The organism is Methylovirgula ligni (assembly GCF_004135935.1).
Classification (GTDB): domain Bacteria; phylum Pseudomonadota; class Alphaproteobacteria; order Rhizobiales; family Beijerinckiaceae; genus Methylovirgula; species Methylovirgula ligni.
Map to the genome: position 1 here is coordinate 1,331,618 of NZ_CP025086.1, position 12,078 is coordinate 1,343,695.

Genomic DNA, 12,078 nt, shown 5'->3' on the forward strand with positions numbered 1-12,078 from the left:
GAACTTCGCCAGGCCGATCCCTGTTGATGAACCCTACGTCAACTGGACAGCATGAATCTGTATCGCTACTAAAAATATAGCTCGGAGGTCTTTCTAGACCTGCCATTTCTCATTTATTTTTGTCCAAATGGATGAACTTGTTTTTTGGCTTAAGGGTGAGGCCGAGCAAAATTTTGGCGACGCTCTGTCGCTATACTTGTCCGAGCGACTTTTCCTTCGCACTCTCAGGCGCGCGGTCCGGGTCCGGATCATAGGAAGCTGCCTGCACGACGACTTCGTCCCTGAAGATTATCCAAGGGGACGTCCCGCGCCCGATACACGTGAACCGCTCATCGTTTGGGGCGGCGGTATCCGGGAACGCGGCGGCCTCAGTCCCGAGAAGCAAAAAAGGGTCGAGATTCTCTCGGTCCGTGGGCCTTTATCGGTCAGCGAATTGGCGCTCGGGGCCGAGATTCCGATCGGCGATCCGGCTCTGTTTCTGCCGGCGCTCTATCAGCCGAGGCAACGCAGGAAATTCACCGGCAAGTCCGTCTGCGTTCCGCATTTTCATGATCGGCGCCCGGACGATTTCCTGCTTGCCCAGAGCGGGGCGGATCTGGTCTTGCGGCCGAATATCGGCTCACATGAGAGCGATATCGAGGCCTTTATCGACGCGATCGCGTCTGCGGACTTCGTACTCTCCGCCTCTTTGCACGGCGCCATCGTCGCCGCGGCCTATAAACGGCCCTTCGCGTTTTGGGACAGTGGCGCCGCGATCGATCTGCCCGCGAAATGGGAGGATTTTGCCGCTTCCGTCGGTATATCGGCGGCCTTCGCGTCCGATCTTGCGGCAGGGCTCACGCAGTATCAGCTCAATATCGCGCCGGTCATATCTTTGCCCGGCCTCTGGGATTGTTTCAGCAGGGCGCCCTATCTGTTGCGTCCCGACGCAATTCTCAAACTCTTGCAATACGAACTCGGCCCCGCGGTCGATTCCGCTTTGGCTGCCGACATCGCGGCGCGGATCGCGGTTTTCGAAGCGCAACTGCCGCGGTTCAAGGCCATTGCCGCCGAGTCAGCCGAAGCTGTCGCCGATCTTTCCGATGAAATGCGTGTCGATCAGAAGGATGAGGACGGGCAGCGAGAAATCCTCCTGGCGAAATTGAATGAACGTGAACGCCGCATTGTTGAACTGGAAGGTGGCGCGCTGCAGATCGAGCAGATCCGTGCCTTCGAGCGGCAACGGTTCGACGAAGGTCTGCGCGAGCGGGAGCGCCGCGTCTCCGAGTTGAAAGGAAGCTCGCTGCAGATCGAGCAGATTTACGCCTCGGCGTGTCAGCGTTTTGATGAGGGTCTGCGCGAACACAGGCGCGGTGTCGAAACGCTTATGGAAGAGCTCCGCCAACTCTTGGCGGAGCGCGATCGCGAGCGGCGGCAGTTCGAGGAGGCCTCGAGCCAGCGCGGTCGTTATGTCGCGGCACTTGAACAGGGTTTGGAGAGCGCCCGGAAACAAGCCGCGGAATTGCAACAAAGCCTCGATGCGCTGCTCGCCGCGCAAGCCAAACGCCGATCGGCTTGGCGCGAGACTGCAGGGAAATTGCGGCGTCCATGGCAGCGTTATCGTGTTCGCCGGCAGATCGAGGCGGTCCGGGACTCGGGAATTTTCGACCCTGCCTATTATCTCGCGCATAATCCCGACATATCCGGCGATCCTGTGGAGCATTATGTGCTCCGCGGTGCGCGGGAAGGGCGCGATCCGCATTTCTTTTTCAATACGGAATATTATCTCTCGCAATTGAGCGCGCCGGAGAAGATCGAAAACGCCCTGCTGCATTTCCTGAGCCAATCAAAATGGGAATGCGCGAATCCCCATCCGCTTTTCGATTGCGGCTATTATCGCCACAGATATTTGCAGGGCCGGCGCGAGATCAATCCGCTGGTCGATTTCATTCGTCATGGTCGTGCGGCCAATCGCATTCCGTTCGGCCTCTTCGACGCCGACTATTATCTGAGAACAAACCCGCAGGTTGCCGCGAGCGGCCTCGATCCGTTTCTGCACTATGTCACGCAGGGCAGCCGCGCGCGGCTTCGCGCGCACCCGCTCTTCGATGTTGACTATTATCTTGGCGCCAATCCGGATGTCGCCGCGGCCGGCGTCGATCCGTTCTTGCACTATATCCTTGAGGGCGGCCGCGAGCGGCGCAACCCGCACCCCCTGTTTGATACGGGTTATTACCTCGACACCAATGCCGATGTCGCCGCGAGCGGCATGAATCCGCTCATCCATTATGTCGCCTATGGCGCGCGGGAGCGGCGAAATCCCCATCCACTCTTCGACGCGAAATATTATCTTGACCAACTCCCGGACGCAGGGACGATCGAAAACCCGCTGCTGCATTTCCTCAGCGCCCCGAATGGCGAGGACGCCGACCCGCATCCGCTTTTCGACGACGCCTTTTATCGCCGGACCTATTCGCGGGGGCGGACGGACGGCATCAATTCCTTGCTCCATTATGTTACCCAGGGAGCGCGCGCGGGCCATGCGCCCAACGCCGTTTTCGACGCCAGGGGATATGCCTTCGAGCATCCGGACGTGGATGTCTATGGCGGCAACGCTTTGGTGCATTATGTTCGCTGCGGGCAGGCACGAAAGTTCGCCGTTCATCCGCTCTTCGAGGCCGACTGGTATCTGACGAAATATCCGGATGTCGTCGCGACGGGCCTCGACCCTTATGCGCATTATGTGCGGCGCGGATTGAGCGAGGGGCGTCTTGGCTCACGGGCGCTCGGCGATGATCCCGACATCCGGGCGCCATTTCCGCTGCCGTCTCATAAGGATACCGCGCGCGTCGCGATCGTCGTTCCGGCCTATAAGAGCTATTTCGATACCTATCGCTGTCTGACCTCGATCAGCCGGCTGAGCGGCAGCGATGTCGCGTACAGGCTTGTCGTCGTCGATGATTGCCCGGAGCGCCCGGTCGGCCCGTTGCTGACGGATCATCCCGGCGTCGAGATCGTCGCCAACGCCGAGAATCTCGGCTTCCTGCGCACCTGCAATCGTGCGGCCGAGATCACGGATGAGGAATTCATCCTCTTCCTCAACAACGATACGATCGTCACCCGGGGCTGGCTCAAGTCGCTCGTCGATCTTGCTGATCGGGTGCCGCGGAGCGGCATGATCGGCGGCAAGCTGCTCAACTACGACGGCTCCGTGCAGGAGGCCGGCGGCACGATCTTCCGCAACGGCTGGGGCTATCCCTACGGGCGCGGATTGGACGCCGGCCTGCCGGAATTGAATTTCGTCCGCGAGGTTGATTGCGTCATCGGCGCCTCCATGCTCGTCCGCCGCACGGCGTTCGAGGAGGTTGGCGGCTTTGATCCGCGTTACGCCCCGGCGTTTTACGAGGAGTTCGACCTCGCCTTCGCCTTGCAAGACAAGGGCTATCGCGTCCTCTATCAGCCGGCGAGCGAGGTCTACCATCTGGGAAGCGCCTCTTACGGCATCGAGGTTCGCGATCGGCAATCCGCGATCAATCATGGCCGCTTTGTCGAGAAATGGGCGCAGCGGCTACTGACGCAGGCCGAGGGAGAGTCCGACATATTCCGCGCCCGCGCGCACCCCGCCGAACATGGAACCATCCTCATCATCGACGACGTGGTGCCGGAATATGACAAGCACGCCGGCGCACTGACGACGACGCAATATATGCGCCTCCTCGCCGGGAGCGGCTTCAAGGTCATTTACTGGCCGCATGCGCTGGAAGCGACGCAGCCCTATACGCGGGAGTTGCAACAGGCCGGCGTCGAAGTCATCTATGGCGAGGTGAGTTTTTCGGCCTGGCTCGATCGCGCCGGGCGGTTCATCGATTTCGTCTGGGTCGCACGCCCGGACGTCGCGCCGCATTACATCAAACATATCCGCAAGAAGACGCACGCGCGGCTGCTGTATTATACGCATGATCTGCATTATCTGCGGGAGCAGCGGCGTTACGAGATCGAAGGCGATGCCTGGGCTCTGTCGGAGAGCAAAAGGCTGAAGCCGATCGAGATCAAGATCTTCAAATCGGTCGATTGCGTCACGACGCCGAGCGCTGAGGAGGCGGAGATTATCGCCGCACTCGCGCCGGGCGCGGAAGTGCGCGTGCTTCCGCCGTATTTTTACAAGAGTGCCGCCAAGCCGCCCGCGGAGGCGGCGCCGCTGCCGCTCCGTAAGGAGATCATTTTTGTCGGCGGCTATGGGCATGTGCCGAATGTCGATGCGGCGAAAGTATTGGTCGAGGAGGTCATGCCGCTCGTCTGGGCGCAGGTTCCCGAAGCACGCGTCATGTTGATCGGCAGCAGGCCGCCGCCGGAGGTTCAACAGCTCGCGCGGGATCGCGTGGAGGTCATCGGCTTCGTGCCGCAACTCGAGCCCTATTACGCTCGGGCCCGCATGTCGGTCAGCCCGCTGCGTTATGGCGCCGGTGTCAAGGGCAAGATCGTTTCCAGCCTCGAACAGGGCGTGCCCGTCGTCACGACGCCGATTGGCAGCGAGGGAATTGGTCTCAAACCTGGCGTCGAGGTCCTCGTCGGAACGACACCGGCGGAGATCGCGGCGCATGTCGTGCGCCTTTACAAGGACGATGCGCTGCTGCTCTCGCTGGCCGAAGCCGGGCGACGTGTCATCGATACCCGCTTCAACGAGGCGAAAGCGCGCGAGGCCTTTCTCGCCGCGCTGCATGTGAAGACGGCCGATGTATCCAGCCAGCCGGTCGAGAAGCTGAGCGACCGGGACAGCCAGAGGCCGTTATCGGACGACGAGGCGGGCCGCCTATTCGATTTGCAGGACAGAGACGGCGTGTTCGAGACCCTGATCGAGGCGTGCTATTCGCACGTTCTCAAGGCTGGGGACAGCGCCGTGGATGGCGGAGCGCATGTCGGCATGCATACGCTCCCTATGGCTCGCCTCGTTGGAGAAACAGGAGAAGTTTTTGCGTTCGAGCCGATCCGCCCGCTCGCAGATTGCATAGCTTCAGCCGCCGCCGAGATGCCGCAGGTCAAAGTGCGCGTCGAGGCTCTTGCCGACGTCGAGGGCGAAACATCGTTTCATTTGATGAGCGACGAGCCCTGGCTTTCAAGTATTGCGCGCCGGTTCGTCGGTGCTGACAAAGCCGTCGAAGTCATCGAAGTTCCGCGCTTTCGCCTGGATACATTGGCTGAAAAACCCATCCGCTTCATCAAGCTCGATCTCGAAAGCGGTGACTATCACGCCTTGCTCGGTGCGACGGAATTACTGCTCCGCCAGAAGCCGGTCATCGCATTGGAGTGCGGGCGAGCCGATGCCGCTGCCGTCGCGGGATACAGCGAAGATGAGTTTTTCGGTCTGTTCGAACAGCTCGAATATCATCTTTACGATTTGCTCGGCCGGCCCTTTACGCGGGACGATTTCGTAAGGCCGTATACGGATCGCCTGGTTCCCCATTACCTCATCGCCGTCCCCGGAGATGTCGAGCATCTTATGGACCGCCTGCGCGAGGACGCGAGAGCCGCATTGGAAAAATCACAGCCATGAGCACTCAGTACGGCAAAGACACATGCGTCTAGAAAAAATTCCGAGCATCCTTGCCGAGGACGGCGCAGTGCGGCCGATGCGCTCGCGCGCGCCTCTGCGTCTCGGCCTTGCGGGCGGCGGCACGGACTTGCCGAGCTATTGCGAGGCTTATGGCGGCGCGGTGCTGAACGTGACGATCGACCGTTACGCCTATGCGCATATGCGGCCGCTCGAAGCGGGGCGTGTCCGGTTCCGGGCCAGCGATGTCGGCGTCGAGGAAGAGCTTGCGGCAGAGGCCGATCTTCCGATGCAGGGCGCCTTGCCGCTGCATCGCGCGGTCTACAATCGGATCGTCCGGGACTTTCTCGGTGGCGTAGCGCCCTCGATCGAAGTTTCGACGACAGTGGACGCGCCGCCGGGATCGGGCCTCGGCTCGTCCTCCGCGCTTGTCGTCGCTTTGGTCGAGGCTTTCCGCGCGGCTTTCGCGCTGCCGCTCGGGCCTTATGACGTCGCCCATCTCGCCTATCGGATCGAGCGCGTTGATCTCGGCCTGGCCGGCGGCAAGCAGGACCAATACGCGGCGGCGTTCGGCGGCATGAACTTCATCGAGTTTCTGTCGCAGGACCGTGTCATCGTGAATCCGCTGCGCGTGTCGCGCTCGGCGCTCAACGAGCTGGAAGCGGCGCTGGTCGTCTGCTTCACCGGCCAGTCGCGCCGCTCCGATGAGATCATTGGCGCGCAGCTCAAGGGGATTGAGACGCACCATGCGGCGACGATCGAGGGGCTGCATCAATTGAAGGCCGATGCGGTGGAGATGAAGAGCGCGCTGCTGCGCGGCGATCTTCGCGGCCTGGCGGCGATTCTGAACCGGTCGTGGACCGCGAAACAGAGGACCGCCGACGGCATAACCACCGCGTTGATTCGCCAGCTCTATGACGTTGCCATGGAAAACGGCGCCTGGGCGGGCAAGGTCTCCGGCGCGGGCGGCGGCGGCTTCATGATGTTCGTCACCGATCCGGAAAATCGCTACCGGCTTGTCTCAGCCATGCGTGCCACGGGCGCCGACGCGCACCCGGTTCATTTCGTCGACGTCGGAGCCGAGACGTGGCGCGTCAATCCCTAGACTTCATCGCGGCGGAACTGGCGGAATCGCTGGAGGTGCTGACCGCCGCCGCGCAATCGGAAGCTTTCGCGCGCCAGATCGAGGCGATCGCATCGGCGATCATTTTGTCCTTGCATGAAGGCGGCAAGGTTCTGTTCGCCGGCAATGGCGGCAGCGCCGCGGACGCGCAGCATATCGCTGGGGAGTTCGTCTCGCGTCTCAATTACGATCGCGCGCCGCTCGCGGGGCTCGCCTTGACGACGGATACGTCGGTGCTCACCGCTATCGGCAACGATTATGGCTATGAGCAGGTCTTCGCCCGTCAGGTCGCCGGGCTCGGCCGGCCTGCGGATGTTTTCGTCGGCATATCGACCTCCGGGCATTCCAGGAATATTCTCGCGGCGCTCGCGGTCGCGCGGGAGAAGGGGCTGCGAACGATCGGCTTCACCGGCGCCGACGGCGGCCCGATGGCGGGCTATAGTGATTTGCTGCTCAACGCGCCCTCGCGCCGCACGCCGATGATCCAGCAATTGCATATCACGGCGGCGCATATCATCTGTGGTCTGGTTGAATCCGCTCTGTGCCCGAAAGGCTAGGAATGCGCGCGCCGGAGCAATGCGTCATTCTCGTCGGCGGCCTCGGCACGCGGCTCGGCGCGCTTACGGCGAATATGCCGAAGCCCTTGCTCGCGGTCGCGGGTCGGCCTTTCCTCGAATATCTCCTGCTCGAGGCGGCACGCTTCGGCTTCAAAAGGGTGCTGCTTCTCGCCGGCTATCGGGCCGATCAGGTCGCGTATTATCTCGCCGGGAGCGATATCGCGGAGCGGCTGCGGCTTCAGATCGATCTGCTTGTCGAGGAAAAGCCGGCGGGGACGGGCGGCGCGCTTTGGCAGGCGCGGGAGTTGCTCGATGAACATTTCTATCTGCTGAACGGCGATTCCTGGTTCAACTTCAATTGGCTTTCGCTCATGACGGTCGAGGGTTCGGACCGCGCTGTCGCCACGCTCGGCCTGCGGCCTTTGGCGGACGCCAGCCGTTACGGCGTCGTCGAGACCGACGATGGGGCGGTGCGTCGCTTCCGCGACCGGCCGGAGCAGGCGGGGCCGGGCGATGTCAACTCGGGCGTTTATCTCGTCTCGCGCGAGATCGTCGCGGCGCTGCGGCCGCAATGCAGCCTGGAGCGGGATGTGTTGCCCGCGCTGGCCGAGGCCGGGCAATTGCGTGCGTTTCGCGCGTCGGGAGGCTTTATCGATATCGGTGTTCCGGAAGATTTTTCCCGCGCGCAGACTCTGCTGCCGAACTGGCGAGAACGGCCGGCAGCCTTTCTCGATCGCGATGGCACGCTCAACGAGGATCGACACTATGTGCATCGCATCGCCGATTTTCATTGGCTGCCGGGGGCGGTCGAGGCCATCCGCCTGCTCAATGACGCAGGCTTCTATGTCTTCGTCGTGACCAATCAGGCGGGTGTCGCGCACGGTTTCTATCGCGAGGAGGACGTCGAATCGCTCCACGCCTGGATACAGGGCGAGTTGCGGAATCGCGGCGCGCATATCGACGATTTCCGTTATTGCGCCTTTCACCCGGAGGCGACGGTCGAAGCCTATCGCGGCGAGCACACCTGGCGAAAGCCCGGCCCCGGCATGTTGCGCGACCTGATTACCCATTGGCCGGTCGACCTCGCCGGCAGTTTCATGGCGGGCGACAAGGACATCGATGTTGCCGCCGGGCAGGCGGCCGGTATCGCGAGTCTCAGGATCGGACCGGAAGGGCTGTTGCCGCACGTTCGGGCGCTGATTTCGCGCAAGGCTTGAGCCGGCTAAACGCCGAGGGCGTCGGCCAGCGCCGCGAGGTCGGCCGCGGCGAAATCGACGGGGACGGATGGCGCGCCTTCGCCCTTGCCGGGGCCATGCTCGTTCGGCCGTGCGATATGGGCGGTGCGCAGGCCGTGGCTCGCCGCGGTCGCGAGGTCGCTGCTGTGGCAGGCGACCATCAGGCAGTCCCCCGGCGCGAGGCCTAAGGCTTCGACGGCGTCGAGATAAAGCCGCGGCTTCGGCTTATAATCGCGGGAGAGGTCGGCGCCGAGGATCGCGTCCCAGTGGAAGTCGTTGCGTCGGGCAAGATCGGCTTGCAGCGCGATATTGCCGTTCGAGAGCGGCGCGATCCGAAAGCGCCTGCGCAGCCGGGCGAGCGCCGCTGGCACCTCCGGCCAGGCGTCCAACCGATGCCAGGCAAGGTTTAATTCGCCCCTCGCAGCCTCATCGACGTCCGCGAGGCCGAAACGGGGCAGGATGCGATCGAGGTTGCGCCGGTGGACGATATCGAGCCGGACGTAGCCTTCGTGCCCGGCACGGATCACCTCCATGCCGGGCTGATATTCGGCACGCCAGGCGTCGGCGAACGCGCCCCAGTCGAGCCGCGCACCAAGCGGCGACAGCAGACGTTCGGCCTCTTGCGCCACGCCGGTGCGGAAATCGACCAGGGTGCCGAAGACGTCGAAAAACAGGGCCTTCAAAGTCGATAAGGGCAACGCATTCCCCCTTGGCTGATTTGCGGTTTGTCTTGGATTACAAAGGCAATAGGAACAAGCGATGATTCCGCGCCGTTGTTGACGCGGCGATCGACGTGTTTGTGCAATTCCGGGTCCGTGGCTTATCAATGTTCGACATCGTGGTGAGGAGCCGGTGATGAGAAATCTCGATTTCAGTTCATGGCATAGCTTGCTTGTGACACTGATCGGCCTGGCGCTTCTGACACTTATAGGCGTTGGTGTCCGCTTGCTCCTCATGCTGTCGATCCAGCAACGCCGCGAAAGACTGAACCGCCAGATCAATGAACGCCTGCGCGCGCTGATTGCCGCTTATAAGGTGCTTGGCGGATCGTTTACCGGCGATCTGGCCGTCGATCCGAGGCATTTGCGAGAGTCGCGTCAGCCGCCGGACGCGGGTAAAGCGGCTCCTGGAACCTTGGATGCAACGGTCGCCGATGGTTCGGATAGGCGGCGGCGCATTCGCGATTCGGTTGAGGCGGCCTTGTCGGATATCATCTTGCTCGGCACTGAAGAGCAGGTCCGCCTCGCCCTGCGCGCCGCGAACGATTTGGTGGCCGGTCATCCCGTCCATACGCATGAGCTTGTCGTCTCTCTTCGCAATTTCATTCGCAAGGCTCTCGATATCGATCCGATCCCAGCCGACCTCGCGATTCCGGCGCAAGGCCCTGCGCGTCCATCCGCTTCGGGTGGCCGCGGCAAGGGCGAGCGCGACGGCGACGATGGCAAGCAAGGCGGCGGAATGAAAGATGGCAACATGCTGGGCGGCGCCGGCGGTGGTTCCGGGGCCGGGGTTCAACCGGGATCCGTCTTCGGGACGGACGAGGCTGAGTCCTCGGAGCATCACGGCTGAAGGCAAAGCCGGTGGGGGGAAGACATCGAGCGCATCGCCCGGATGGAAAGCCCGCGCTACTTAAAAAATGCGGGTCTACCGCCCTGAATAGGCCGGTTGCCAATTCGCCTGCCTTCGTCTAAATGTCACCGGACGAATTGGAGAGTCAGACGTGCGGACGGACCTTATCGTAAGCTTGGCGTCAGAGACGGGACGGGGATAGACCCCCGGTTCTCGCATCTGGCGCTGCCCGAGGCCCCCTGGGGCCTTTTTTATTGCCCAAATTTCCTAAATCCCGCAGAAAGCCCGCGGAGGACGACATGACACGCATAATGACCGGCGCGGAAATGGTGGTCGAGGCCCTGAAGGACCAGGGCGTCGATACGCTGTTCGGCTATCCCGGCGGCGCCGTCCTGCCGATCTACGACGTGCTCTATCAGCAGACGGGCCTGCGCCACGTGCTGGTCCGCCATGAGCAGGGCGCGGCCCATGCGGCCGAGGGCTATGCCCGCTCCAGCGGCCGGGTCGGCGTCATGCTCGTCACCTCCGGCCCCGGCGCGACCAATTCTATCACCGGCCTCACCGATGCCCTGATGGATTCGATCCCGCTCATCTGTATCACCGGCCAGGTGCCGACGCATTTGATCGGCTCCGACGCCTTCCAGGAATGCGATACGGTGGGCATCACCCGCCATTGCACCAAGCACAATTATCTCGTCCGCTCGATCGAGGATCTGCCGCGCGTCCTGCACGAGGCCTTCTATGTCGCCCAGCACGGCCGGCCGGGCCCTGTCGTCATCGACATTCCGAAGGATGTGCAATTCGCCCGCGGCGAATATTTCGGTCCCAAGAACGTCGAGCATAAGACCTATCATCCCCGGCTCGAGGGTGACCCGGAGAAGATCGAAGAGGCGGTGAGCCTGATGGCGGCCGCCAAAAGGCCGATCTTCTATACCGGCGGCGGCGTCATCAATTCCGGGCCGGAGGCCTCGCGGCTGTTGCGCGACCTCGTCGCCGTGACCGGCTATCCCGTCACCTCGACCTTGATGGGTCTTGGTGCCTTCCCGGCGCATGACCCGAAGTGGCTCGGCATGCTCGGCATGCACGGCACCTTCGAGGCCAACAATGCGATGCACGATTGCGATCTCATCATCGCTGTCGGCTCCCGCTTCGACGATCGGATCACCGGCCGGCTCGACCAGTTCTCGCCGGGCTCGAAGAAAATTCACATCGATATCGATCCGTCCTCGATCAACAAGAACGTCAAGGTCGATCTCGGCATCATCGGCGATTGCGCCCACGTCATCGCGGCTCTGCTTGCGCGCTGGAAGGCGCGCGGCGAGAAGGTGGATGCCGAAGCGCTGAGCGGCTGGTGGGCGCAAATCGACACATGGCGGGCGCGCAAGTCGCTCGCCTATCGGAACTCCGACAAAATCATCAAGCCGCAATATGCGATCGAGCGGCTCTATGCGGCGACCAAAGGACGCGACACTTACATCACGACCGAGGTCGGCCAGCATCAGATGTGGGCCGCACAGCACTTTCATTTTGACGAGCCGAACCGCTGGATGACCAGCGGCGGCCTCGGGACGATGGGCTATGGCCTGCCGGCCGCGATCGGCGCGCAGATGGCCCATCCCCATGCGCTCGTCGTCGATATCGCCGGCGAAGGCTCGATCCTGATGAACATCCAGGAGCTTTCGACAGCGGCGCAATATCGCCTGCCGGTGAAGGTCTTCATCCTCAACAACGAATATCTCGGCATGGTGCGACAATGGCAGGAGCTGCTGCATGGCGGCCGCTATTCGGAGAGCTATTCCGAGGCGCTCCCCGATTTCGTCAAGCTGGTCGAATCCTTCGGCGGCCACGGCATCCGCTGCTCCGACCCGGCCGATCTCGATGCGGCCATCGCCGAGATGATCGAGACGCCGAACATGGTCGTTTTCGATTGCCTCATCGACAAGACCGAGAATTGCCTGCCGATGATCCCATCGGGCAAGGCGCATAATGAGATGATCCTGCCGGATACCGACGAAGCGATCGGAGATGTGATCGATTCGGCCGGCAAAGTCCTCGTCTGAGATCGGG

Annotated in this window: 7 protein-coding genes; 6 read left to right on the forward strand and 1 reads right to left on the reverse strand. The window is 62.4% G+C overall.

Features of this window, described 5'->3' with window-relative positions; genetic code table 11:
* The first annotated feature begins 127 nt into the window (after positions 1-127).
* The 4 genes from CWB41_RS06495 to CWB41_RS06510 are packed head-to-tail and all read left to right on the forward strand — an operon-like array spanning position 128 to position 8,424.
* The gene (locus CWB41_RS06495; protein ID WP_115835041.1) at positions 128-5,530 is read left to right on the forward strand and encodes an FkbM family methyltransferase; all 5,403 of its coding nucleotides are present in this window, start codon (positions 128-130) and stop codon (positions 5,528-5,530) included.
* A 22-nt stretch (positions 5,531-5,552) separates the two neighbouring features.
* The gene (locus CWB41_RS06500) at positions 5,553-6,632 is read left to right on the forward strand and encodes a GHMP family kinase ATP-binding protein (RefSeq protein ID WP_207206634.1); all 1,080 of its coding nucleotides are present in this window, start codon (positions 5,553-5,555) and stop codon (positions 6,630-6,632) included.
* Complete coding sequence (locus CWB41_RS06505; RefSeq protein ID WP_115835040.1) at positions 6,614-7,207, forward strand: D-sedoheptulose 7-phosphate isomerase; 594 nt, start codon at positions 6,614-6,616, stop codon at positions 7,205-7,207. The genes CWB41_RS06500 and CWB41_RS06505 overlap by 19 nt, the downstream gene beginning before the upstream one ends.
* A 2-nt stretch (positions 7,208-7,209) precedes the next feature.
* Entirely contained in the window at positions 7,210-8,424 is a 1,215-nt protein-coding gene (locus CWB41_RS06510) for an HAD-IIIA family hydrolase (RefSeq protein WP_115835039.1), read from the forward strand.
* Positions 8,425-8,429: 5 nt separating this feature from the next.
* On the opposite strand, the gene CWB41_RS06515 is transcribed toward CWB41_RS06510, so the two are convergent.
* Positions 8,430-9,140 (reverse strand): haloacid dehalogenase type II, encoded by a 711-nt coding sequence (locus tag CWB41_RS06515; RefSeq protein ID WP_245411123.1) that lies wholly within the window; start codon positions 9,138-9,140, stop codon positions 8,430-8,432.
* 157 nt (positions 9,141-9,297) lie between these two features.
* Here CWB41_RS06515 and CWB41_RS06520 point away from each other — a divergent pair, with 157 nt between their 5' ends.
* Positions 9,298-10,011 carry a hypothetical protein gene (locus CWB41_RS06520; protein ID WP_115835038.1) on the forward strand — a complete coding sequence of 238 codons (714 nt, stop codon included), beginning with the start codon at positions 9,298-9,300 and terminating at the stop codon, positions 10,009-10,011.
* A 299-nt stretch (positions 10,012-10,310) separates the two neighbouring features.
* Complete coding sequence (locus CWB41_RS06525; RefSeq protein ID WP_115835037.1) at positions 10,311-12,071, forward strand: acetolactate synthase 3 large subunit; 1,761 nt, start codon at positions 10,311-10,313, stop codon at positions 12,069-12,071.
* The last annotated feature ends 7 nt before the right edge of the window (positions 12,072-12,078 follow it).

Bases quoted from the DNA above. Each gene is read 5' to 3' on its own strand.
- CWB41_RS06520 (WP_115835038.1), top strand. From the start codon at position 9,298: ATGAGAAATCTCGATTTCAGTTCATGGCATAGCTTGCTTGTGACACTG.
- CWB41_RS06510 (WP_115835039.1), top strand. From the start codon at position 7,210: ATGCGCGCGCCGGAGCAATGCGTCATTCTCGTCGGCGGCCTCGGCACG.
- CWB41_RS06500 (WP_207206634.1), top strand. From the start codon at position 5,553: ATGCGTCTAGAAAAAATTCCGAGCATCCTTGCCGAGGACGGCGCAGTG.
- CWB41_RS06525 (WP_115835037.1), top strand. From the start codon at position 10,311: ATGACACGCATAATGACCGGCGCGGAAATGGTGGTCGAGGCCCTGAAG.
- CWB41_RS06495 (WP_115835041.1), top strand. From the start codon at position 128: ATGGATGAACTTGTTTTTTGGCTTAAGGGTGAGGCCGAGCAAAATTTT.